Raw genomic sequence first — 21,976 nt, 5'->3', positions numbered from 1 at the left:
CCGGCACAAAAAATCAAAAGCCGCCGCCATTCCTGTGGCTTGGACTTCTCGCTGGTAGCGCTATCCGGTACACTGCATCTTGTCATTTACATTCATGCTGAAGGATATCCTCATGTACCAGGATCTTATTCGTAACGAACTGAGCGAAGCGGCGGAAACGCTGGCTAATTTTCTTAAAGATGACGCCAATATTCACGCCATTCAGCGCGCGGCGGTCCTGTTGGCAGACAGCTTCAAAGCGGGCGGTAAGGTACTTTCTTGCGGTAACGGCGGCTCCCATTGTGACGCGATGCACTTCGCCGAAGAGCTGACCGGACGCTATCGCGAAAACCGCCCTGGCTACCCGGCGATCGCTATTTCTGACGTTAGCCATATCTCCTGCGTCAGCAACGATTTCGGTTACGATTATGTGTTCTCCCGTTATGTGGAAGCTGTGGGTCGCGAGGGCGATGTCCTGTTAGGCATCTCCACTTCGGGTAACTCCGGTAACGTGATTAAAGCGATTGCTGCGGCGCGTGAGAAGGGAATGAAAGTCATCACCCTGACCGGCAAAGATGGCGGTAAAATGGCAGGCAGCGCGGATATCGAAATTCGCGTGCCGCACTTTGGCTACGCTGACCGCATTCAGGAAATTCATATCAAAGTTATTCATATCCTGATCCAGTTGATCGAAAAAGAGATGGTTAAATAAGACTTCGCTGGGGGCTCGTCGCCCCCGCTGTTGTGGAGGTGATATATGTGCGAACTGCTCGGGATGAGCGCCAATGTGCCAACCGATATCTGCTTTAGCTTCACCGGGTTGGTTCAGCGCGGCGGAGGTACCGGTCCGCACAAAGACGGCTGGGGGATTACTTTTTATGAAGGTAAGGGCTGCCGTACGTTTAAAGATCCGCAACCCAGCTTTAATTCGCCTATCGCCAAACTGGTACAAGACTATCCCATCAAATCCTGTTCTGTGATTGCCCATATTCGTCAGGCGAACCGTGGCGAAGTGGCACTGGAAAATACCCATCCATTTACGCGAGAGCTGTGGGGACGTAACTGGACGTACGCTCATAACGGCCAGCTCAGCGGCTATAAATCGTTGGAAACCGGTAATTTCCGTCCGGTCGGGGAAACCGACAGCGAAAAAGCATTTTGCTGGCTACTGCATAAGCTGACTGAGCGCTATCCACGCACGCCTGGCAATATGACGGCAGTATTTAAGTATATCGCGGTGCTGGCAGGAGAACTGCGAGAGAAGGGGGTCTTCAACATGCTGCTGTCTGACGGGCGTTATGTGATGGCCTTCTGTTCGACCAACCTGTTTTGGATCACCCGGCGTGCGCCATTTGGTGTAGCGACGTTGCTGGATCAGGATGTGGAAATCGATTTTAGCTCAGAGACCACACCCAATGATGTGGTCACCGTGATTGCCACGCAGCCGTTAACCGGCAATGAAACCTGGCAAAAGATTATGCCAGGCGAGTGGGCATTATTTTGTCTCGGGGAGCGCGTAGTTTGATGCCAGCTGCGGCTGGACCACTTCGTGACTCAACGGCTTGCTGATAACGTAACGGCCATCTACGACGGAAACTGTTGGTGGCTTACGCGTTTGTTCGAAGTAATCGTATCCCGGTTTTAGCTGTGACCAGAACTCTTTGTAATACGAGAATTTATGGCGCTGCATGTTGGCGTCGGTCATACGGAACGGATAAATGCTGACCTGCACGCTGGGCTGCCCAAACACCAGCGCACCGGTGACAAACTGGAAAATCTCATCAATGCCGTTATCGGTCATCGCGTAGCAGCCGACGGAAACGCAGGCACCGTGAATCATCAGGTATTTACCTTCATAACCGTGTGCGCGGTCGTAGGCGTTAGGGAAACCAATGTTAATCGCTTTGTAAAAGCGGCTATCCGGTTTCAGCTGTCCGCGCTGTACGCTGTAAAATCCTTCCGGACTTTTGAAATCACCCTGACGCTGTTTCGGCCCTAAGCCGCCGGAATAATTGCAGATCTTATAACTGTCGAGCAATTGATACTGTTCGCCCATCTTGACGTACAGATCCAACGTTCGCTCTTCTTTGAAGATCTGGATATAGACAGGGGAGCCCATTAATTGTTGCTTATATTCTTTGCTGACAGGCGTAGTCGGGCTGCTGCTGCTCAGCAAACCGGCAAACGAAACGCACGGCAATAAAAGCATCGCAAGAAAAAATGCGATTTTACGCATACTACTTATTCCTTGATAAAACGATTACACACGCCAGGACGGCAAAAAGAGTCCCCAAATCGGATAAATCTGGATCTGGAGCGCTCACATTATCACCCAGAGAGTTTTTCGCAAGTCTCTCGTGCTGCGTTTACACTTTAGATTTTCTTTATACGGAAAATTGTGCTTAAAGTCTGTCAGGCGTGGCGTATTTTGTGGGTTAGCGAACTTTATGGTACACCGAACCTCATGAGTTAAATGAGACGCTGCGCGAGCGTGTGTACGCGACGGACAATTTGTGCGTTATCTGTGTGATGCGCGCTTTGTGATGAATGGACACGCACTGACGTTGCAGAGGAACTGACTTCTCATGTCGCAAAAATACTGTATACTTAAACAGTGTTGTGAGAGGTGAGTCATGCGCAAAATCATACATGTCGATATGGACTGCTTTTTCGCGGCGGTGGAAATGCGTGATAATCCCGCCCTGCGTGACATTCCCATTGCCATTGGCGGCAGTCGTGAACGCCGCGGGGTTATCAGCACAGCCAATTATCCGGCGCGTAAATTTGGCGTGCGCAGCGCAATGCCAACCGGAATGGCGTTAAAGCTGTGCCCGCATCTTACCCTGTTACCCGGTCGTTATGAGGCATACAAAGAAGCGTCATGCCAGATTCAGGCGATCTTCTCCCGCTATACCTCGCTGATTGAACCGCTTTCGCTGGATGAAGCCTACCTGGATGTCACCGACAGCGTTTACTGCCACGGCTCCGCGACGCTGATCGCCCAGGAGATCCGCCAGACGATCTTCAATGAACTACAGCTAACCGCCTCTGCGGGGATTGCGCCGGTTAAATTCCTGGCAAAAATCGCCTCCGATCTCAATAAACCCAACGGGCAATATGTGATAACCCCTGCTGATGTCCCTGAATTTCTCAAAACGTTACCGCTGGGGAAAATTCCCGGCGTCGGTAAAGTCTCCGCCGCTAAGCTGGAGTCGATGGGATTGCGTACCTGCGAAGATATTCAAAAATACGATCTGGCTACGCTGCTCAAACGTTTTGGTAAGTTTGGCCGCGTGTTGTGGGAGCGCAGTCAGGGAATTGACGAGCGGGACGTCAACAGCGACAGGCTGCGCAAATCCGTCGGCGTCGAGCGGACACTGGCGGAAGATATTCATCAGTGGTCAGAGTGTGAAGCGATTATTGAGCGGCTCTATCCCGAACTGGAACGGCGTCTGGCAAAGGTTAAGCCGGATCTCCTGATCGCCCGCCAGGGAATAAAACTCAAGTTTAATGATTTTCAGCAGACCACTCAGGAGCATGTCTGGCCGCGCTTAAATAAAGACGACTTAATTGCGACGGCACACAAAACCTGGGAAGCACGTCGGGGAGGGCGAGGTGTGAGGCTGGTGGGGTTACACGTCACGCTGCTGGATCCACAAATAGAAAGGCAGCTGTTATTGGGGTTGTGACATACATGTATTGCCGGATAAGCACAGCGCCATCCGGCATTTAACGCAGATTTACTTCGCCGGAATAGACTTCAGCAGTTCAGTCAGCAGCGTCCAGTAGTGGCCGACGCTTTCGATATGAACCTGCTCATCCGGGGAGTGCGGACCGGTGATGGTTGGCCCGATGGAAACCATGTCCATTTCCGGATACGGTTTTTTGAACAGGCCACATTCCAGACCAGCATGGATGATCTGAATGTTCGGCGTTTTATTGAACAGACGCTGATAGGTTTCACGAACCAGGTGCATAACCGGAGAGTTTGCATCCGGCTGCCAGCCTGGATACGCGCCTTTGGCTTCAGTTTTGGCGCCAGCCAGTTTACCCAGTGAATCCAGCATGCTCACCACGTAGTCTTTACCGCTGTCGATCAGCGAACGTACCAGGCAGTGGATCTGGACATTATCGTCAGTCATGGTTACCACACCGACGTTCAGGGAGGTTTCTACCACGCCTTTGGCGACGTCGGAGTTGCGGATCACACCGTTAGGGGTGGCGTTCAGCAGACGTACAAAGCTGTCGCGAGACTGCGCGGTTAGCGCGGCTTTGTCGTTAGTAACGGCATCCAGCAGCAGAGCCAGATTTTTCTCTTTAGCTTCCAGCTCGTTTTTCAGGATTTCCTGGTAGGTGCTGACCAGCGCTTTTAACGCATCAACTTTATCTGCAGCCACGGCGAGGGTAGCGAAGGCTTCACGCGGAATCGCATTGCGCAGCGTACCGCCGTTGAAATCAACCAGACGCAGATCCAACTCTTCAGCGTGACCCGCCAGGAAGCGTACCAGCAGCTTGTTCGCGTTGCCGAGACCCACGTGGATTTCACCGCCGGAGTGGCCACCTTTCAGACCTTTTAACGTCAGCTTAAAGCTCTGGAAGCCAGCCGGGATTGCTTCACGGGACAGCGGCAGGTTAGAGGTAAAGTCGATCCCACCTGCGCAACCCATATAGATCTCACCTTCTTCTTCTGAGTCGGTGTTGATCAGGATATCCGCCTGCAGCCAGTTAGCCTGCAGACCAAATGCGCCATCCATACCTGCTTCTTCGGTCATGGTCAGCAGGACTTCCAGCGGACCGTGTACCACATTGTCATCAGCCAGAACGGCCAGCGCGGACGCCATACCGATACCGTTATCCGCACCCAGCGTGGTGCCACGGGCTTTTACCCATTCGCCATCAATATAAGGCTGGATAGGATCTTTGGTGAAGTCGTGCACGGTGTCGTTGTTTTTCTGCGGGACCATATCCAGGTGCGCCTGCAGAACGACCGGCTTGCGGTTTTCCATTCCTGCGGTAGCGGGTTTGCAAATCAGGATATTACCGACTTGATCGCGCTCGACGTGGAAACCTTTCTCTTGGGCCCAGCTCAGAATGTGTTCAGCGAGCTGCTCTTCATGGTAGGACGGATGAGGAATAGAACAGATTTTGGCAAAAATATCCCACAGCGGTTGCGGGGATAACTGAGACAGTTCAGACACGTTGAGTCTCCTTGGCGATGTCCTGCAAAACTTGCTTGCAGGCCACAGGGTTAGCAGAATTAAAAACACCACAAGTCAGGCTTGCGCGATGCGATTGAGAATACCACTTTCTCCGCCGACGGCTAGCATAAAGCATGCAAAAAGAGGCGCGGATTCCGCGAAACACTGGTTTTTAGTGCGTCAGATCTCTATAATCTCGCGCAACCTATTTCCCCCTCGAACACTTTTTAAGCCGTAGATAAACAGGCTGGGACACTTCACATGAGCGAAAAATACGTCGTCACCTGGGACATGTTGCAGATCCATGCACGTAAACTGGCAAGCCGCCTGATGCCTTCTGAACAATGGAAAGGCATTATTGCCGTTAGCCGTGGTGGTCTGGTGCCGGGCGCATTGCTGGCGCGTGAATTGGGTATTCGTCATGTCGATACCGTATGCATCTCCAGCTACGATCACGACAACCAGCGCGAACTGAAAGTGCTGAAGCGTGCCGAAGGCGACGGTGAAGGTTTTATCGTAATTGATGACCTGGTTGATACCGGTGGTACCGCCGTTGCGATCCGCGAAATGTATCCTAAAGCGCATTTCGTCACGATCTTCGCTAAGCCGGCCGGTCGTCCGCTGGTGAATGATTATGTTGTTGATATCCCTCAGGATACCTGGATTGAGCAGCCGTGGGATATGGGCGTTGTGTTTGTCCCGCCGATCTCTGGTCGCTAATCAATAACGTTTTCGACGCCTGGCAATGCCGGGCGTTGTTCTTTTTTTGCGGTGTCAGGTTACACTATGCCTTAGTGAGTATTCATGGAGGCTGCAATCATGTCACAGGCTAACCTCAGCGAAGTCCTGTTTAAACCCCGCTTCAAACACCCTGAAACGTCAACGCTGGTTCGTCGTTTTAATCGCGGCGCGCAGCCGTCCGTACAATCGGCTCTTGATGGCAAAACAGTTCCGCACTGGTATCGCATGGTGAATCGCCTGATGTGGATCTGGCGTGGCGTCGATCCGCGTGAAATTCTCGAAGTGCAGGCCCGCATCGTCATGAGTGAAGCCGAACGTACGGATAAAGAACTCTACGACACGGTCATCGGGTATCGCGGCGGGAACTGGATCTACGAGTGGGCGAAGCAGGCGATGGACTGGCAACAGAAAGCGTCTATGGAAGCGGATCCGCAGGTGAGCGGACGCCACTGGCTACATGCCTCCACGTTGTACAACATTGCCGCTTATCCCCACTTAAAAGGCGATGAGCTGGCAGAGCAGGCGCAGGCTCTGGCCAACCGTGCCTATGAAGAGGCCGCACAGCGTCTGCCGGGTACGCTGCGTGAGATGGAATTTGCCGTTACCGGCGGCGCGCCAATCACTGGCTTCCTGCATATGCCAAAAGGCGACGGTCCGTTCCCGACGGTGCTGATGTGCGGTGGCCTCGACTCTATGCAAACGGATTACTACAGTCTGTATGAGCGCTACTTTGCCCCGCGCGGTATCGCCATGCTGACGCTGGATATGCCGTCGGTCGGGTTCTCGTCAAAATGGAAACTGACCCAGGATTCCAGCCTGCTGCACCAGCACGTATTAAAAGCGTTGCCAAACGTTCCCTGGGTGGATCACACCCGCGTGGCGGCCTTCGGTTTTCGCTTTGGCGCTAACGTGGCGGTACGCCTGGCGTATCTGGAATCATCGCGTCTGAAAGCGGTGGCCTGTTTGGGGCCAGTGGTTCACGCGCTGCTTAGCGACCCGCAGCGCCAGGCAAGCGTCCCGGAAATGTATCTTGACGTTCTGGCAAGTCGTCTGGGGATGCATGACGCCTCCGATGAAGCGCTGCGTGTAGAGCTTAATCGCTATTCATTAAAAGTGCAGGGGCTGCTGGGCAGACGTTGTCCGACGCCAATGTTGTCGGGGTTCTGGAAAAACGATCCATTTAGCCCGGAAGAGGAGTCGCGTTTAATCACATCTTCATCTTCTGACGGTAAGTTGCTGGAGATTCCATTCAACCCGGTGTATCGCAATTTTGACAAAGGGTTGCAGGAAATAACCGGTTGGATCAATCAGAGATTGTGTTAAAAGTTTGCTAAATTTTATCGATTTGGTAAAACAGGTGCTTCACCTAAGGAGATCGTAATGACGTTACCGAGTGGGCATCCGAAAAGTAGATTGATCAAGAAATTCACCGCGCTGGGTCCGTATATCCGCGAAGGACAGTGCGAAGATAATCGATTTTTCTTCGATTGTCTGGCTGTTTGCGTCAACGTGAAACCCGCCCCCGAGAAACGCGAGTTCTGGGGCTGGTGGATGGAACTGGAAGCGCAGGAAAAACGCTTTACCTACAGCTATCATTTTGGTTTGTTTGATAAAGATGGTAACTGGACTGCGGTGCCAGTGAAAGAGACCGAAGTGGTCGAGCGACTGGAATACACCTTGCGTGAGTTTCATGAAAAATTACATGGATTGTTAACGTCGCTGAATCTGGCGTTGGAGCCTGCTGATGATTTTAAGGATGAACCCGTTAAATTAACGGCATAACGAACAGCAAAATGCCGGATGGCGGCGCAACCCCATCCGGCATTTTTTATGCTAGACCCTAAATAATTCGCGTTGCAGGAAGGCCAACGCACATGCAGCTTGAAGTATGAAGGGTATAATCAGAACTGGTAGGTCATACCGACGGCAACGATATTATCGTCATTGATACCCAGCTTATTATCGCTATCAAGCTGGTTGATTTTATAATCAACAAACGCAGACATATTTTTGTTGAAATAGTACGTTGCACCCACGTCGATATAATTCACCAGGTCCTCATTCCCAACGCCTTCAATATCTTTACCTTTCGACAGCACATAACCCAGTGACGGACGCAGACCAAAGTCAAATTGGTACTGAACAACCGCCTCGAAGTTTTGTGTTTTATTGGCAAAGCCGCCGGAAATTGGCGTCATATTGCGTGTTTCGGAGTACATGGTCGCAATATAAATATCGTTAGCATCATATTTTAAGCCGGTCGCCCAGGCTTCTGCCTTATCGCCCGTACCGCGCGTTTGCAGATTTTGCTGGTTGGTACGATCGGAGTTGGTATACGCGCCGCTTACCGCGAAATCACTTCCGCCAAAGTCATAGGTCACGGAAGTACCAAAACCGTCTCCGTTCTGTTTTTTCACATCGCGGTCCTGGTTTTTACCCTGATACTGCAAGGTGAGATCCAGGCCATCCACAACACCGAAGAAGTCAGTGTTGCGGTAGGTCGCCAGGCCGCTGGCGCGTTTGGTCATAAAGTTATCGGTTTGCGCAGAGGAGTCGCCGCCGAATTCCGGGAACATATCGGTCCATGCTTCCACGTCGTACAACGCGCCCAGGTTACGACCATAATCAAATGAGCCAAGATTTTTTAATTTCAGACCAGCAAAAGCCAAACGCGTTTTTTGCTGGTTGGAGTCACTTTCGGCTTTATTACCGGCAAACTCCGCTTCCCAACGGCCATATCCCGTCAGTTCATCGTTAATTTGCGTTTCACCTTTAAAACCTAAACGGACATAGCTCTGGTCGCCGTCTTTGCTGTCATAATCCGTCATGTAATGCATGGCTTTTACTTTGCCATAGAGATCCAGTTTATTGCCGTTCTTGTTATACACTTCCGCTGCCTGTACGGATGCCGACGCAACAATTCCCATCACCACTAATGCCAGAGTGCTCTTTTTCATTTTCATTCCTGATTAAAAAGTACGCGCTAATATTTACTGGGTGTGATCCCCGCTAAAAGACAGGAAGGTTTTTAACGTCTGGCAATGAACGTTTTATGACAAAGTAAGAATAATTTTAAAAAAGGATGTTTTTTTGTTTCTGTAATAAAGGCGTCAAAATCAGCCGCTACGCTTGCTGATCCTGCGCAATAAAATTTCATGCTTTGTACGCTGGTTGTTGGCAACCGAGGCCAGTCCTGCTAAAACGTTCGTTTGATATCATTTTCCCCAATTTTGAATGGCAGAGAATCATGAGTGACAGCCAGACGCTGGTGGTAAAACTAGGCACCAGTGTGTTAACGGGCGGATCGCGCCGCCTGAACCGCGCCCATATCGTAGAACTGGTTCGCCAGTGCGCGCAGCTCCATGCCGCAGGGCATCGTATTGTTATCGTTACTTCGGGCGCGATTGCTGCCGGACGTGAGCATCTTGGTTACCCTGAGCTCCCGGCAACGATAGCTTCGAAACAGCTGTTGGCGGCGGTAGGGCAGAGCCGATTGATTCAACTGTGGGAACAGCTGTTCTCGATATACGGTATTCATATCGGGCAGATGCTGCTAACGCGTGCGGATATGGAAGACAGAGAGCGCTTCCTCAACGCCCGCGATACGCTGCGCGCGCTGCTCGATAACAACATCGTTCCGGTCATTAATGAGAACGATGCGGTGGCTACCGCCGAAATTAAAGTGGGTGACAACGACAACCTTTCGGCGCTGGCAGCGATTCTGGCCGGGGCCGATAAGCTGCTGCTGCTGACCGATCAGCAGGGACTGTTCACCGCCGATCCGCGTACTAATCCGCAGGCGGAGCTGATCAAAGACGTGCACGGTATTGATGATGCGCTGCGCGCTATTGCCGGGGACAGCGTCTCTGGCCTGGGAACCGGCGGCATGGGGACTAAACTACAGGCCGCCGATGTCGCGTGCCGCGCCGGGATCGACACCATTATTGCCGCAGGCAGCAAGCCAGGCGTGATTGGCGACGTTATGGAAGGCGTTTCCGTTGGGACGCGTTTTCATGCTCAGGCTTCTCCGTTGGAAAATCGTAAACGCTGGATTTTCGGCGCGCCGCCTGCCGGTGAAATTACCGTCGATGAAGGCGCAACAGGAGCTATTCTGGAGCGCGGCAGCTCGTTGCTGCCAAAAGGTATTAAAAGCGTGACAGGTAACTTCTCTCGTGGTGAAGTGATCCGCATCTGCAATCTGGAAGGGCGCGATATTGCCCACGGCGTAACCCGCTATAACAGCGACGCGCTGCGCCGTATTGCCGGACACCACTCACAACAGATTGATACCATCCTGGGCTATGAATACGGCCCGGTTGCTGTCCATCGCGATGACATGATTACCCGTTAAGGAACAGGCATATGCTGGAAAAAATGGGCATTGCTGCCAAAGCCGCGTCATACAAGTTGGCGCTGCTCTCCAGTCGCGAAAAAAATCGCGTACTGGAAACAATCGCTGATGAGCTGGAAGCACAAACCGAAAGCATCCTCAGCGCAAATGTACAAGATGTTGAGCAGGCGCGAGCCAACGGCCTGAGCGATGCGATGCTCGACCGCCTGACCCTGACGCCGGCGCGTCTGAAAGCGATTGCTGACGATGTGCGCCAGGTGTGTCATCTCGCCGATCCGGTCGGGCAGGTGATTGACGGCGGTCTGCTGGACAGCGGCCTGCGTCTGGAGCGTCGTCGTGTCCCGCTGGGTGTGATTGGCGTGATTTATGAAGCGCGTCCAAACGTCACCGTCGACGTGGCTTCCCTGTGCCTGAAAACCGGCAATGCGGCGATCCTGCGCGGAGGAAAAGAGACGTACCGGACGAATGCCGCAACCGTGGCGGTGATCCAAAAGGCGCTGGAAGCCTGCGGTTTACCCGCCGCAGCCGTGCAGTCGATAGACAACCCGGACCGCGCACTGGTCGCTGAAATGCTGCGTATGGATAAGTACATCGACATGCTGATCCCTCGCGGTGGCGCGGGTCTGCACAAGTTATGTCGTGAGCAGTCGACCATTCCGGTGATCACCGGTGGTATTGGCGTATGTCATATCTATGTAGATGACACGGCAGAGATCGCCCCTGCGCTGAAGATTATCGTCAACGCCAAAACCCAGCGTCCGAGCACCTGTAACACTGTAGAAACTCTGTTAGTGCATCAGGACATCGCGCCACGTTTTCTGCCTGCACTGAGCGAGCAGATGGCGCAAAGTGGCGTCACGCTGCATGCCGATGAGATGGCGCTGGCTACATTGCAGTCAGGGCCCGCTAACGTGGTCGCGGTGAAAGCCGAAGAGTATGACGACGAGTTTCTGTCGCTGGATTTGAATGTGAAAGTCGTTACTGACCTGGACGATGCCATCGCCCACATTCGCGAGCATGGGACCCAACATTCCGATGCGATCCTGACGCGCACGCTGCGTAACGCCGATCGTTTCGTGAATGAAGTAGACTCTTCTGCCGTGTACGTTAACGCTTCTACGCGTTTCACCGATGGCGGCCAGTTCGGATTGGGTGCGGAAGTAGCGGTAAGTACGCAAAAACTGCACGCGCGTGGTCCAATGGGGCTGGAAGCACTGACCACATATAAGTGGGTTGGCTTCGGCGACGACACGATCCGAGCGTAATTGAAACCGGGTGATGCACAAGCAGGCGTTGATGCGCAAGGTTAATGCATCTCCCGGTTAGTTTTATCTGTTGCTTCTGGTACGTGGTTGTTTTCCGTTCTGCAATTTATTAATCATCTTTGCTCTCCTTCGTCGCGTCAGAAGTCTGCATATCGCAGAATTTTCCGTGCCCACATGAATTTTCCTGGACCGCAATTCACGTCTTGTTCCTGATGGTAGTACACCGGTCACAGATTACTCCGCGTCTGCCAGACGGCTACTGGACTGGGGATGTAAAAATACAGTTCAATGCAACCCTTATTCTTTCTGGTCAGGCCAAGGACGTTTTTCGCTTCTTTTATAAAAGTCCAGCAGATGATGTCGAGCGTTATTATCGTTTGCAATGGATAGATGAGCCGGTCACCGAAAGGGCGGAGACTCGGGCTAATAAAGTGGCTGTTGTGACAGCGTCAGCAGGGAATTGGCGCGATTTTGGTAGTCGCGCCGCGTAAAGAGCGCTTTGAATACAGCCGTAATGGCGACGTTATCAGCAATACCGGCAATGTTTCATTTCGTGTGATCGACTATGGCGCTTGCAAAGATAAAGCCCACGAGCAGGGACGGGGCTGTCGTGAACGTTATTACATTATGCCGGGTACGCGAATAAAACTGCCGTTCACGCATCGGAATCTGGCACGGTAAGCGGTCATAACAGTGAAATGATGGTTAATAGCAGCCATCTGTACGGGGTAAATAAAAATACCGGGTTGTAAGGATGCACAAGACAACAAAAAATATTGTCGGCGGTAGAATTTGTTTCTTTCTTGCACTGATATCAGGAACTTCACATGCAGGTCCCGTAAAAGTGGGTAATTACGTTATTCCCAGCGCTTTTGCTCGTTCACTGGAGCAGAAAATGACAGTGTAAATAGACCCATTTTAGTTCCATGCGTTTTTTGAGAACCCGGTCAAATTGACTCATTTCTGGGAGGAAATGGCAAAAATATGGCACAAGGCACTTTTGCTGAACATCGCGTGAAGTCGCGTAGATAATGGTGCGATAATAGGAACATAACACACCATGAATTCTCTTTGATAAATATAGATATTTTCTTGTTTCATCTTTATAAATGCCCCCTTTTGTGCCCCCGCCTTGTTTTTCATGCGACTCGATGAGACTTTCATCGAGTCGTTAATCTCATCAAATTCTTCACGTATCGTGGAAACCTTCGCAGATCTCCATCCCCTCACAGCCGTGATCGGCTAAAAACAATATTACTTACCTCCCTGTAAGAACACCGGCTCATCAGCCCGCACGCTTTCCTGGCTTGAAGAATGTCTGTCGCAGTCAAATATGGCGCTTGTTCCTGTAAGGTAAATCCTGTGCGATCGATACGTACTAACTCATACTTTTCCACCAGAAAGTTAACGGCATTAGCCAGAGTGATACCGGCATCGATATGTTCCTGTATAACGGTTTCATCACAGAAAGGTGTATCGTTTAGCGTCAGACCATAATGCTGTTCCAGCAGCCGTGTAAGTAGCATTTGCCAGACAGCCACGGGCGACAGACAGGGCTTCGCCGCCCGCGAAATTGTAGCAGGTAGATTTTTCATGTTTGCTCTCGTGAAATTTGTTAGCGTTGAGTGGGATAAATGGCGATGTATATGTAGCCACAACTACCAAGAGTATCGGCTTCACACGTGAGCCCATTGTGATATAGCGTGACGCAATGCTCATGCTGAGGAAAGAGTTCTCCGCTGGTGAGCATCAACTCCAGTTGCTTGAGTATCAGCGGAAAAACTTGATCCAGGCGTAGCGCATCATCGTCGCTGAAAGTACCGTTGAATCCTGCCCGGTCAGCGAGAAAATGCACCCGGCAGCCTTCCTGCACCAGACGAGCGCCGAAACAGGGTGTGCTCGTACACTTTAGTCCCCACACCAGGCAGGCGGGGTTCTCCGGCTTAGTACCGGATTCGGAGTGATTGTTCATTATTATTCCTGATTAAAGGGAAGGATTAATTGAGAGTGACACTTAGAAGAATGACATAGGGACCATTGCGGTCCTGACGGCGTTCAGCGAATACGGCCAGAACGCCGCCTATGTCCTGCACCTCGCGACCAGCATAATGGCAGACACTGCCAGTCCATTTATATTTGCCCGTACTGAAGCGAAACAGTCGGGAGCCAGGATGCTGTCGGTACAAGGTCATGGCCTGGCGTTTACTGATGATTTTCATACCCAGCCTCGCTCGGCAAACGACACAATGTCTTCTGAGCCGATGACCAGATGATCAAGCGTTTTCACATCAACGAGCGCCAATACTTCTTTTAGCCTGCCCGTAATATTACGGTCGCATTGGCTGGGCTCCGGGTCGCCGGATGGATGGTTATGCGCCAGCACGACAGCTGCAGCATTGAAGCGAAGCGCTGACTTCACTAACTCTCGAGGATGGACCTGGACATGGTTAATCGAACCGGCAAATAGCGTTTCACTCTCCAGTAAACGGTGCTGGTTATCGAGATAGAGCACCATAAATACTTCCCGTTCTTGTCCTGCCAGCTTTAACCGAAGCCAGTCACGGGCTGCCGTACTTGAAGTAAAGGATATGCCAGGCTGACGAAGATATTTATCCAGCAGGTTGATAGCGCGGCGGATGGTCCGTTGGGCATAAGGTGTCAATCCGGAGGTCGCGGGGAGCAGGCAACCATGCTGGGCCATAACCGTCAGTTGGAAAAGTTCAGGCTGTAATGACACCGGGGATAATGCGGTATTCATGTCAGGTATTCCTCAGTCGATTAGATGCATAATGGCGCTGCATTCCGGATGGTTTAGCGCATAGTCGCGTAAGCGATAATAGTGTTCAGTCATCGCGTCACACTCGGTGCGGCAGGCGTGGTGGCTGTATGTCATCAGACAGGTGACTATCCCTGCCGCTTCGCCAGTAAGTTCCGCGCCGTTGCCGTTCATGCTGTTGAACAATGCCCACGTCTTATCGTGCTCTGACTCAGGAGCCATGAAAGCACCGCCGTTGCTGAGCGTCGAAAAGTTCCAGATACCACCGTGGTAATCGGCACACAGACGGCCCATCCAGCCAAAGATTCGGGGCTCAAGGGTTATCCATTGTGGGATGGAGCCAAAGTGCTGCGGCCAGAAGCCGATGCGTAACTCGTCATGGACCACTGAGGCAGTAATTGCTGCCTGCTCCGCGAACTGATGATTTTGTGTATTCATTAAACTATCTCCTTATGCCGGAACGGTTGTTTAACGCCCGAAAAACTCGAGCATATTTTCTGCCATCACCCACAGGGCGCGATTGAGCTTCACGTCGCCATCAATACCGGTAACGGCACGGGTGCGACTGCTTTTCCCCTGTGCGGTTCGTCCTGACAATCCCCCTTTCATCAGGTTCTCCTGCACCCGCTGATAGACGGTCCACAGGTCATCGCTGTAATCCTCCCGGCGACGAGGGGTCAGCAACTGCGATACCGTGACCGGCTGGTGGTCCTCACCAAAGCGATATTCCAGCGCGGCATTCGCCAGCGCGTGGCGGGCGGGTGCAGGCAGCGCCAGTGACTGCATCGCATCGCGCTTCTCCTCCACCCGGTCAAAAACACCGAGCACTTCGTAAGCCCCTTCAATTACCTTCTCGACGACATTACCCTTATGCGGCACCCGCACTTCTCCAAATGACTGACCGCAGACCAGGCCGTTGGTACAGACGCCACGAAACAGCCCCGGCAGCATCTGGTAGCTCGAGGAGCCGTCATGACTGTTAAGCAAAATGATTTCCGGTACCTGATGCCCCGTCAGTTGCCCGGCACGACGCAGGCGAAGCATGTGCTTGGTGTGCTCCCGCTTGCTCTGATCGCGAACCTTTGTCTGGCAGGCAAAGAACGGCTCAAAGCCTTCACGCTGCAGGCTTTCGAGGATGGTGATGGTCGGGATGTAGGTGTAACGCTCTGAGCGTGATTCATGCTTGTCACTCCCGAACACGCTGGGTACATGGCACATCAATTCTTCATAGGTCAGAGGCCGGTCACGGCGTATCTGGTTAATACGGCCAAAGCGGCTGGCTAATCGCATGGCTAACTCCTTATCTGATAATGAAATAAAAACAAAACAGGCCATGTTCCCGAAGGAGAATGGCCTGTTGCTATCTGGTGTTGGTACGTAGCGGGCTGGAGAGGTCTGAAACGTGAGTAATTAATCGCTGTAGTGTGTGGTCCGGCACTCACTGAGGTCAGACAGCTCTTTTTGCGTATTCTTCAGACCCGGGCTGAAGGAGCCAACTTTGTTATTGTTGACGTAAACATCGAAATTAGACGACTGACCCAGCGCGTCAATAAATGACACCCAGGCATTATCGCCATTCCTCCAGCCCAGGGATGACGGTAACGGATACTGGCTGTCATTCATCACCACGGTGATGTCGGTTCCGTCATCGTGAGAATTCAGCAAGGTACCATCGGGCAGGGTCAGGTATACGCTGTGCTGCAGCACATTCTGCTCATCGGGGCTGGTGGTGCAGTTAAGATTAAAGACCACTTTCTCCGGGCTGGTGATGATGTATTCGGTCACCCCCTGAGCGAAGCCGCTGCTCCACATATTGGGGATGGCCTGTGCAACGGAGGCTGAGGCCAGCATAACGACCGCCAGGGTGGCATGAGATAAACGCATAAGTGATTTCCTTTCATTAACATCAGAGGGAGGGAATCCGTCAGGGCGCGCTGAAGCGCACCGGGAACCCGGACAACCTTAATTCATTTCATCAACGCTCTTATCTGTCTGTCGTTTTGTCCTTCCATTTTGGCCGGTTGCTACCCGAAAAGGATTTCACCAGCGACCAGTATTCCACCGGGAATCGTTTTACCAGTTCCCCGTTGAGACGGACATCAATAGTCCGGTACTGCCCGTTGTTCATGGTCCCCTGACTGAAGTAAGCATTGCTGCTGCAGGTCCCCGTGTCGTACTGGTTCCAGGCTTTTTCGGGTTTGCCCACCACGTAAAAATCCCCCAGGGCGCAGCCGTTAGTGGATTTACGATTAACAATGGCCACCCTGTTCGTTGCCGCCAGCACGATGGTGCAGGTGCTGTGTTTTCCGCCACAGACATCCCATAACACTCGACCGCCGGGGTCCTTAAACGACCAGATGGTATTCGCCGGAATATCGGTACGTTCCTGGGCCGCGGTACTGAGACTGACGCTGAAAACCAGCGCAAAAACTGCAAACCTTCTTTTCATTTTCATTCCTTAGCCATTTCAGAAAATCCGCAGTCAGCACCCGCAGCGGTGACCATATCGCACTGCAGGCTGAGCGGATGCATTTATTTATCGATCGATAATAACGATCGATAAAATAGATATCGATCGTTACATTCTATTGATAAGGATGAAAGTTGTCATCCCTTTCGGAGAAAATGTGTGACAGAACAGGGACTCAGGTATCCGGTGCCACGAAGCGGGAGCAACGAGGTGTTCTGATTAAAAGAAGTGGGTCTGTGAATGAGGCTCATGCCCACGGATGAGCGGGAGGAGGATAAAGTCCGGTTTCAGAAGAAAATCCAGTCCCAGACGGCACGGGCCGCCGACACCACAGCGTCCCGCACCGTGCGGATCACTGCTCGTACGGGGGCAGGAAGAAAAGAGGAGGACGCTGCCATATCAAACACGTCCCCCACCGCGCTACCGAAACCATCACGGGCCTGCTTTTTTACCGGTGCCGTGCAGAGCTTACCGTGCAGCTGTGTTGCCAGCGGGCTGGCGGCCCGGTCGGGCAGGCTGCGCATCATGGTCTCCACCATTGTGTCCATCCCCCACCCGGTTCTGGCTGACACCACACAGACCGGATGATGTGGCAGGAACAGGTGCTGCACAGCGCGTCGTTTCGCCTCAATGGTCAGCTGCTGGTCCGGAGAAGGCTGGTTATCGGCGAGGTTCCATGTGTGGCAGGGTTCGGCCTTGTCAGCCTGATTCACCACGAACAGTACCCGGTGCTGATATGCCAGCATGACCTTTCGATAAAAATGCTCATCCAGCGACAGCGCCCGGTCATCGGCCTTAATGACCCACAGCACTAAATCCAGTTCAGGTAAAATGCGGCGGTACAGTGCGGTATATTCCTCGTCGCGTTGCGCGCTTTCACCCACACCGGGTAAATCGACTATCATCAGGCTGTGACTGCCATTGCGGAGCCTGAAGCGCAGCGCGTCGCGGGTACAGGCATTCACGTCGCTGACTGGCGTGACTTCCCCCTGAAACAGGGCATTGCAGAGGCTGGATTTACCGGCCCCCGTTTTGCCCATAATACCTATCACCGGCTCGTACCGGGTAAGACTGCGAAGGCGTTCAATAATGTGGCTGCGGATAGCGTGGGGCAGAGAAGCCAGGGGCTTCTCAATGGCCTGAAGGCCGTCAGATTTTTTCATACGGAAGTCTCAGTGTGAAAAACAAAAAGCCTCGCAATCCGGCTAAGGATGCAGGGGATTCACGGAGATAATATCTGTCTGAAAATTTTTGGAATGCAGGCAATTAATATACGACTCGTATACAACCTGTCGTTATCAGACCTCACTTTGTGAATATGCTGGCTGATCCCGACAGGCTGAGTACTGCCGCGTTAAGGTCAGAACTTTGTCTTTTTGTACCTCTGGTATTCTTCAAGTATGAGTTCCTTCAGCATTTCACCATTATTCAGACGTCTTGATCTCGACAACGCCCTGAGTTTCTCCCTTGTGTTAACATCGAGATAAAACTGAATGTTAATGTTTTCCTCCTGTGATTTTTTATACTTCCGGCTGGCTTTTTTCTTGTTAAATGTTTGTCTGAAAATTTTAACATCTTCATCGGAAGTCATAAGTCTGGTTATCCAGACATCAAACGAGAGAAATATTGCGTGATAGATATCAGAAGAATCAGGAAAGTCAATAAGCTCACCACAGGCAATATTTCTGTCCTTCAGATACTGCCAGGTCCAGATGCAGTCATCACTGTTCTCTGGCCTGAGGTAACTGAATGGACTCCGGCTTTTAAAGGCTTTTATCCATTCTGATTTTATTCTCTCCAGCCAGGCATGAATTGATTTGTCGTCCGAGAGTAAGTCTATGATTTTCAGGATCTGCATGATTTGTGATTTTGAATCAGAGGGAAAACATTGAATTTGTAAATAATCATCCCTGATAACAAGTTTATTTTTACTATAAAGTTTCTGTAAAATTGAATTTTGATTCTCTCTGATAAATATCATGAGCTGATACCATGTAAAAAGACAGGCCCTTTCACTGCTACCTATCCATGATATTCTCTCTGTCGCTATCAGTTCTCTTTTAGAACGTAAAATCATATTCCCGATTAATTCGTTCAGTTCCAGGACTGTCCGGGTGCCAGCAATATCCTCGCGATGTTCTTTGATGTAGCCAATATAATTCTCGGGTTTATCAAAAGGGTCTGACGGCATGATGCTGATGCCGTATCTGGACAGAAAAGAAGAATAATACGCATTCAATCTTTCATTCAACACTTCGCGCGACAATATTTCACCACTCATTTTCTTTATTTTCAGCTCGTTTTTTATACAAAATAAGGATATAAAAACTATACAACATTGAAATAGCAACGAATAAATAAGGCGATGAATTTGTGATTTGGCGCATAGAAAACCACTAAAAACGCCTGCTGCGCAGAGGCAAAACGATTCCTTTCTCCTGCCACACACACGGATGGGTGAGACAGCAATGCAATGCTGGCTCAGTACTGATTATTGATGCAACGCCTTACGTCAACGAATGTGGTCACGCCGCTAAACTTTACGTCATTACCGGTTACTATATTTAAGCAGGAAGCATGATAAACACCTCCCGATGCTTACTGAAAATTATAAGGCCAGCACATCCAGGAACCCGATAAAAGACGCCTTATCAGGCCCGGCATCTGAAAAAGAGATGTAATGCATGCTGGCTATCAGCAAGGGACTGTTTGTCTGGAAATTAATAATTAAGGTTAATTGGTATTATAGGGAAGTGGATCTCAGCATATACTCGTGATACCTCAGGCTTCAGATTACTCGTGCCCTCTCAGTCTCACCAGACCTGGTCTGTGCTGCCATCCCGGCATGTATCTTCACGTTTATCGTGTATATAACTACTGTCCCTCCTGGGGAGGCCACATTACTGACAGTAACAAATTGAATATGGCAGGCAGGTAACACGTCCTGCGACAGTGCAAAAAAAAACAGCACCCGCTGTTCCTTTGAACTCAACTAAAGGAACAGCACAATGAAAAGACATTACCCACACTTTAAAAAAATCACTCCCGATGATTTCCTGCTGAATCTGATTAATCACCATCTTAATCAGCTCCTGGCATGTCACGCTAAGATACTGGCATTTCGAATGGATTTTGATTACCAGCGAGGTACCAGCCGGTTCATTCGTAATTCCTCCGCAGAAATACAGGATGATCTCAGAGAGCTCACTCAGGCGATGATGAACCTTCCAGGCGTTATCGGTTGTTTCTGGGTGCTGGAATGGACATCAGAAGGAGAGGTACATGCCCATGCGATTTTTTATCTTAATGGTCAGGAGCATCAGAAATCATTCCCATTTATTTTACAGGCGGGAGTGCTGTGGCAACAGATTACCCATGGTGAGGGCAAATACCAGAGATGCAAGCCACAGGAATATCATCAGGACAATATTAACAATGTTGTTGAATATCACAACAACGAAGCCATCGACAGCCTGAGACGTATAGCCAGCTATCTGGCAAAAGAAGACCAGAAATACGGATTACCAATCTGGGGATACAACGACATTCCTACGCCAGCCAGGCAGGGCAGACCGAGGAAGTTTAGTTAGTTTTTTACAGCAGCACCGGTTGCTATGCCGGAGCGGGCAGCAACGTTTAATCACCCGACTCCGGTACCCATTCAGCTACCGGAGAATCAAACCATGACCAGTAAACCTTCCCTGTCTGAAGACCAGTTCGTCGATATGGCTTTTATCACCCGCCTGCTGGGGGTCAGTGATAAATGGATTTACCGACTCATCAAGGATGGCCTCTTTCCAAAACCCATCAAACTTGGACGAAGTTCACGCTGGTTGCAAAGCGAAGTCGAAGCCTGGCTGCAGGCCCGTATTGATGCATCCCGTCCTCAGCGCTAAACCCCTTCCCGTTCGTTAACCCAAAACCAGTGCGTCATCTCGTATCCGCCTCTTGCGGAGTCTTACGGCTGCATGTCAGTTACTCATTTAAGGAATATCAGAAATGAACAATTCACCCTTACTCAACCATTACCAGGTCTGGCTGGATGATTTTACCCGCGTCAGTCTGTTCCATGGTTTATGCCAGCAGCACATCTCGCAGTGGCACAGGCTGGCGATAACCGCCTGCCCGATGCCAGGCAGTAGCGTAACAGAAGTCGTCATTCCACAGTGTCTGCTGCCGGTCACCCGCACCGGTCGACTGGGATCATGTACTGCCGCCCCCGGTCTGACTAAACACACCGATTATGCCCTTCTGCCCGGTGTGCTGCTTAGCGAATGTTATCGACTGGGGAAAAGTCGGCTGGCAGACCAGTTACAGATGTTATTCCGGCTTAATGTACAGCCCGGTATGCGCCAGGCGCTGACCCTGCTGTGCTGGTGTGAGCTGGCAACAGGTAAGGATATGGAGGAATGGTATGCGCTGCATCTGCCACTGCCTGACACGCTGACGCAATGGTTGGCAGTAAAACAGCGGGCATACCGGGGACTGAAGACGCTGACTGACGGTTACATTCGTGCCACCCAGCCGATGTGAGGGACGGATAATGCTGATACCAAAATGCTATATTGCACAGCGTAAAACCGGTGAGATTTTCGCTGTCAGCCAACTGAATTCAGGCGATGAAGAGTGGTTCTGCCATCACTGCCAGTGCCCGTTGATTTTCCATCCCCCCACCATAACGTCACCGCCCTGGTTCGAACACGACATACTTCAGGGACAACCAGAAGCACTGCTGCAATGCCCCTATCTGGCCCCCGTCAATGGAAAGCCTTCAGCAGTGGCTAAGCTACAGCGCCTTCTGGCACAACTCCCACCGGTCATCACGACCACACAATGGCAATGTACCATGTGCGGCCTGTCATATGGCGGTGAGAAGTGCTGCCCTCAATGTAGAAAAGGGATATACAGTCGGGAGATACGAATTTAGCGATACGTACCAGGCAATCATGGGATTGATTGGTACACCAGAAAGTTATTATATGCGGGGATATAACTTCGGAGTAAAAATCAATCACTTTCCATCACCCTGCCACTGGTGCTGGTGGATTGAGCATTAGTACTCCACGACGGGTTGGTAATATTAATTGATTAACCAACTGATATATAAACAATACTACCCCAGCACCACACCCTATACGCTCACTCATACACGACAGCCTTAATGACTGGTATTACCCCCCTTTAAATCCTTAATCC

General features: G+C 51.2%; 25 protein-coding genes and 1 pseudogene. 13 read left to right on the top strand and 13 right to left on the bottom strand.

Annotation, left to right across the window (positions count from 1 at the left end; all coding sequences use genetic code 11):
* Positions 1-112 precede the first annotated feature (112 nt).
* Together lpcA and NMD08_RS20885 are read left to right on the top strand one after the other, a co-directional pair.
* A complete protein-coding gene (gene lpcA, locus NMD08_RS20890) occupies positions 113-691 on the top strand; it encodes a D-sedoheptulose 7-phosphate isomerase (protein ID WP_016151815.1) in 579 nt (192 codons plus the stop codon).
* Positions 692-736: 45 nt separating this feature from the next.
* Positions 737-1,504, top strand: a complete 768-nt coding sequence (locus tag NMD08_RS20885) for a class II glutamine amidotransferase (RefSeq protein WP_038637544.1) — start codon at positions 737-739, stop codon at positions 1,502-1,504.
* Here the strand turns inward: NMD08_RS20885 and dpaA are convergent.
* Entirely contained in the window at positions 1,475-2,215 is a 741-nt protein-coding gene (gene dpaA / locus NMD08_RS20880) for a peptidoglycan meso-diaminopimelic acid protein amidase (protein ID WP_187252993.1), read from the bottom strand. The two genes, NMD08_RS20885 and dpaA, sit on opposite strands and share 30 nt — an antisense overlap.
* A 397-nt stretch (positions 2,216-2,612) precedes the next feature.
* Between dpaA and dinB the strand changes: the two genes are divergently transcribed.
* Positions 2,613-3,668, top strand: a complete 1,056-nt coding sequence (gene dinB, locus NMD08_RS20875) for a DNA polymerase IV (protein ID WP_151218490.1) — start codon at positions 2,613-2,615, stop codon at positions 3,666-3,668.
* A 51-nt stretch (positions 3,669-3,719) separates the two neighbouring features.
* On the opposite strand, the gene pepD is transcribed toward dinB, so the two are convergent.
* Positions 3,720-5,177, bottom strand: a complete 1,458-nt coding sequence (pepD, locus tag NMD08_RS20870) for a cytosol nonspecific dipeptidase (RefSeq protein ID WP_370618969.1) — start codon at positions 5,175-5,177, stop codon at positions 3,720-3,722.
* A 261-nt stretch (positions 5,178-5,438) separates the two neighbouring features.
* On the opposite strand from pepD, the gene gpt reads away from it, so the two are divergent.
* The 3 genes from gpt to crl all read left to right on the top strand — a co-directional run bounded on the left by gpt (position 5,439) and on the right by crl (position 7,700).
* Positions 5,439-5,897, top strand: a complete 459-nt coding sequence (gene gpt / locus NMD08_RS20865; RefSeq protein ID WP_003031380.1) for a xanthine phosphoribosyltransferase — start codon at positions 5,439-5,441, stop codon at positions 5,895-5,897.
* 99 nt (positions 5,898-5,996) lie between these two features.
* Positions 5,997-7,241, top strand: a complete 1,245-nt coding sequence (frsA, locus tag NMD08_RS20860) for an esterase FrsA (RefSeq protein ID WP_151218492.1) — start codon at positions 5,997-5,999, stop codon at positions 7,239-7,241.
* A gap of 57 nt (positions 7,242-7,298) precedes the next feature.
* On the top strand, positions 7,299-7,700 hold the full coding sequence (gene crl / locus NMD08_RS20855; protein ID WP_151218493.1) for a sigma factor-binding protein Crl: 402 nt from the start codon (positions 7,299-7,301) through the stop codon (positions 7,698-7,700).
* Between the two features lie 119 nt (positions 7,701-7,819).
* On the opposite strand, the gene phoE is transcribed toward crl, so the two are convergent.
* Positions 7,820-8,875, bottom strand: a complete 1,056-nt coding sequence (gene phoE, locus NMD08_RS20850; RefSeq protein WP_187259303.1) for a phosphoporin PhoE — start codon at positions 8,873-8,875, stop codon at positions 7,820-7,822.
* A 290-nt stretch (positions 8,876-9,165) separates the two neighbouring features.
* Here phoE and proB point away from each other — a divergent pair, with 290 nt between their 5' ends.
* The 3 genes and pseudogenes from proB to NMD08_RS20835 form a co-directional block, all read left to right on the top strand.
* A complete protein-coding gene (gene proB / locus NMD08_RS20845; RefSeq protein WP_005133587.1) occupies positions 9,166-10,269 on the top strand; it encodes a glutamate 5-kinase in 1,104 nt (367 codons plus the stop codon).
* 11 nt (positions 10,270-10,280) lie between these two features.
* Positions 10,281-11,534 (top strand): glutamate-5-semialdehyde dehydrogenase, encoded by a 1,254-nt coding sequence (proA, locus tag NMD08_RS20840; protein WP_210904669.1) that lies wholly within the window; start codon positions 10,281-10,283, stop codon positions 11,532-11,534.
* A gap of 290 nt (positions 11,535-11,824) precedes the next feature.
* Positions 11,825-12,225: pseudogene (locus NMD08_RS20835) on the top strand (hypothetical protein); the annotation flags it as partial.
* Positions 12,226-12,760: 535 nt separating this feature from the next.
* On the opposite strand, the gene NMD08_RS20830 reads toward NMD08_RS20835, so the two are convergent.
* The 10 genes from NMD08_RS20830 to NMD08_RS20785 all read right to left on the bottom strand — a co-directional run bounded on the left by NMD08_RS20830 (position 12,761) and on the right by NMD08_RS20785 (position 19,061).
* Positions 12,761-13,129, bottom strand: coding sequence for a TA system toxin CbtA family protein (locus NMD08_RS20830; protein WP_078310503.1), 369 nt, complete (start codon positions 13,127-13,129; stop codon positions 12,761-12,763).
* Positions 13,130-13,149: 20 nt separating this feature from the next.
* The gene (locus tag NMD08_RS20825; RefSeq protein ID WP_078310501.1) at positions 13,150-13,506 is read right to left on the bottom strand and encodes a type IV toxin-antitoxin system YeeU family antitoxin; all 357 of its coding nucleotides are present in this window, start codon (positions 13,504-13,506) and stop codon (positions 13,150-13,152) included.
* Positions 13,507-13,531: 25 nt separating this feature from the next.
* The gene (locus NMD08_RS20820) at positions 13,532-13,753 is read right to left on the bottom strand and encodes a DUF987 domain-containing protein (RefSeq protein ID WP_370618966.1); all 222 of its coding nucleotides are present in this window, start codon (positions 13,751-13,753) and stop codon (positions 13,532-13,534) included.
* Positions 13,750-14,292: a DNA repair protein RadC gene (gene radC / locus NMD08_RS20815; RefSeq protein ID WP_025205059.1), complete on the bottom strand. Its 543-nt coding sequence runs from the start codon at positions 14,290-14,292 to the stop codon at positions 13,750-13,752. The genes NMD08_RS20820 and radC overlap by 4 nt, the downstream gene beginning before the upstream one ends.
* 12 nt (positions 14,293-14,304) lie before the next feature.
* Positions 14,305-14,748: an antirestriction protein gene (locus tag NMD08_RS20810; RefSeq protein ID WP_370618964.1), complete on the bottom strand. Its 444-nt coding sequence runs from the start codon at positions 14,746-14,748 to the stop codon at positions 14,305-14,307.
* A 30-nt stretch (positions 14,749-14,778) separates the two neighbouring features.
* Positions 14,779-15,600 carry a DUF932 domain-containing protein gene (locus tag NMD08_RS20805; RefSeq protein WP_370618962.1) on the bottom strand — a complete coding sequence of 274 codons (822 nt, stop codon included), beginning with the start codon at positions 15,598-15,600 and terminating at the stop codon, positions 14,779-14,781.
* A gap of 120 nt (positions 15,601-15,720) precedes the next feature.
* Positions 15,721-16,194, bottom strand: a complete 474-nt coding sequence (locus tag NMD08_RS20800) for a hypothetical protein (protein ID WP_370618960.1) — start codon at positions 16,192-16,194, stop codon at positions 15,721-15,723.
* A 100-nt stretch (positions 16,195-16,294) separates the two neighbouring features.
* Entirely contained in the window at positions 16,295-16,759 is a 465-nt protein-coding gene (locus NMD08_RS20795) for a hypothetical protein (RefSeq protein ID WP_152405757.1), read from the bottom strand.
* Between the two features lie 308 nt (positions 16,760-17,067).
* Positions 17,068-17,943 carry a GTPase family protein gene (locus NMD08_RS20790; RefSeq protein ID WP_370618958.1) on the bottom strand — a complete coding sequence of 292 codons (876 nt, stop codon included), beginning with the start codon at positions 17,941-17,943 and terminating at the stop codon, positions 17,068-17,070.
* 197 nt (positions 17,944-18,140) lie between these two features.
* Positions 18,141-19,061 (bottom strand): hypothetical protein, encoded by a 921-nt coding sequence (locus tag NMD08_RS20785; protein ID WP_370618956.1) that lies wholly within the window; start codon positions 19,059-19,061, stop codon positions 18,141-18,143.
* Positions 19,062-19,788: 727 nt separating this feature from the next.
* On the opposite strand from NMD08_RS20785, the gene NMD08_RS20780 reads away from it, so the two are divergent.
* The 4 genes from NMD08_RS20780 to NMD08_RS20765 all read left to right on the top strand — a co-directional run bounded on the left by NMD08_RS20780 (position 19,789) and on the right by NMD08_RS20765 (position 21,707).
* Positions 19,789-20,370 carry a hypothetical protein gene (locus NMD08_RS20780; RefSeq protein WP_370618954.1) on the top strand — a complete coding sequence of 194 codons (582 nt, stop codon included), beginning with the start codon at positions 19,789-19,791 and terminating at the stop codon, positions 20,368-20,370.
* A gap of 93 nt (positions 20,371-20,463) precedes the next feature.
* Positions 20,464-20,676 carry an AlpA family transcriptional regulator gene (locus NMD08_RS20775; protein ID WP_048998198.1) on the top strand — a complete coding sequence of 71 codons (213 nt, stop codon included), beginning with the start codon at positions 20,464-20,466 and terminating at the stop codon, positions 20,674-20,676.
* A gap of 103 nt (positions 20,677-20,779) precedes the next feature.
* Positions 20,780-21,313 (top strand): secretoglobin family protein, encoded by a 534-nt coding sequence (locus tag NMD08_RS20770; protein ID WP_152405762.1) that lies wholly within the window; start codon positions 20,780-20,782, stop codon positions 21,311-21,313.
* A 10-nt stretch (positions 21,314-21,323) separates the two neighbouring features.
* Complete coding sequence (locus NMD08_RS20765) at positions 21,324-21,707, top strand: putative zinc ribbon protein (RefSeq protein WP_152405763.1); 384 nt, start codon at positions 21,324-21,326, stop codon at positions 21,705-21,707.
* Positions 21,708-21,976 lie beyond the last annotated feature (269 nt).

The organism is Citrobacter meridianamericanus (assembly GCF_041320245.1).
GTDB lineage: Bacteria > Pseudomonadota > Gammaproteobacteria > Enterobacterales > Enterobacteriaceae > Citrobacter > Citrobacter meridianamericanus.
Note: the sequence above shows the minus strand (reverse complement) of the source record. Positions and strands in the feature narration are given on the sequence as shown.

Bases quoted from the DNA above. Each gene is read 5' to 3' on its own strand.
- lpcA (WP_016151815.1), top strand. From the start codon at position 113: ATGTACCAGGATCTTATTCGTAACGAACTGAGCGAAGCGGCGGAAACG.
- NMD08_RS20885 (WP_038637544.1), top strand. From the start codon at position 737: ATGTGCGAACTGCTCGGGATGAGCGCCAATGTGCCAACCGATATCTGC.
- dpaA (WP_187252993.1), bottom strand. From the start codon at position 2,215: ATGCGTAAAATCGCATTTTTTCTTGCGATGCTTTTATTGCCGTGCGTT.
- dinB (WP_151218490.1), top strand. From the start codon at position 2,613: ATGCGCAAAATCATACATGTCGATATGGACTGCTTTTTCGCGGCGGTG.
- gpt (WP_003031380.1), top strand. From the start codon at position 5,439: ATGAGCGAAAAATACGTCGTCACCTGGGACATGTTGCAGATCCATGCA.
- frsA (WP_151218492.1), top strand. From the start codon at position 5,997: ATGTCACAGGCTAACCTCAGCGAAGTCCTGTTTAAACCCCGCTTCAAA.
- crl (WP_151218493.1), top strand. From the start codon at position 7,299: ATGACGTTACCGAGTGGGCATCCGAAAAGTAGATTGATCAAGAAATTC.
- phoE (WP_187259303.1), bottom strand. From the start codon at position 8,875: ATGAAAAAGAGCACTCTGGCATTAGTGGTGATGGGAATTGTTGCGTCG.
- proB (WP_005133587.1), top strand. From the start codon at position 9,166: ATGAGTGACAGCCAGACGCTGGTGGTAAAACTAGGCACCAGTGTGTTA.
- proA (WP_210904669.1), top strand. From the start codon at position 10,281: ATGCTGGAAAAAATGGGCATTGCTGCCAAAGCCGCGTCATACAAGTTG.
- NMD08_RS20830 (WP_078310503.1), bottom strand. From the start codon at position 13,129: ATGAAAAATCTACCTGCTACAATTTCGCGGGCGGCGAAGCCCTGTCTG.
- NMD08_RS20825 (WP_078310501.1), bottom strand. From the start codon at position 13,506: ATGAACAATCACTCCGAATCCGGTACTAAGCCGGAGAACCCCGCCTGC.
- NMD08_RS20820 (WP_370618966.1), bottom strand. From the start codon at position 13,753: ATGAAAATCATCAGTAAACGCCAGGCCATGACCTTGTACCGACAGCAT.
- radC (WP_025205059.1), bottom strand. From the start codon at position 14,292: ATGAATACCGCATTATCCCCGGTGTCATTACAGCCTGAACTTTTCCAA.
- NMD08_RS20810 (WP_370618964.1), bottom strand. From the start codon at position 14,748: ATGAATACACAAAATCATCAGTTCGCGGAGCAGGCAGCAATTACTGCC.
- NMD08_RS20805 (WP_370618962.1), bottom strand. From the start codon at position 15,600: ATGCGATTAGCCAGCCGCTTTGGCCGTATTAACCAGATACGCCGTGAC.
- NMD08_RS20800 (WP_370618960.1), bottom strand. From the start codon at position 16,194: ATGCGTTTATCTCATGCCACCCTGGCGGTCGTTATGCTGGCCTCAGCC.
- NMD08_RS20795 (WP_152405757.1), bottom strand. From the start codon at position 16,759: ATGAAAAGAAGGTTTGCAGTTTTTGCGCTGGTTTTCAGCGTCAGTCTC.
- NMD08_RS20790 (WP_370618958.1), bottom strand. From the start codon at position 17,943: ATGAAAAAATCTGACGGCCTTCAGGCCATTGAGAAGCCCCTGGCTTCT.
- NMD08_RS20785 (WP_370618956.1), bottom strand. From the start codon at position 19,061: ATGAGTGGTGAAATATTGTCGCGCGAAGTGTTGAATGAAAGATTGAAT.
- NMD08_RS20780 (WP_370618954.1), top strand. From the start codon at position 19,789: ATGAAAAGACATTACCCACACTTTAAAAAAATCACTCCCGATGATTTC.
- NMD08_RS20775 (WP_048998198.1), top strand. From the start codon at position 20,464: ATGACCAGTAAACCTTCCCTGTCTGAAGACCAGTTCGTCGATATGGCT.
- NMD08_RS20770 (WP_152405762.1), top strand. From the start codon at position 20,780: ATGAACAATTCACCCTTACTCAACCATTACCAGGTCTGGCTGGATGAT.
- NMD08_RS20765 (WP_152405763.1), top strand. From the start codon at position 21,324: ATGCTGATACCAAAATGCTATATTGCACAGCGTAAAACCGGTGAGATT.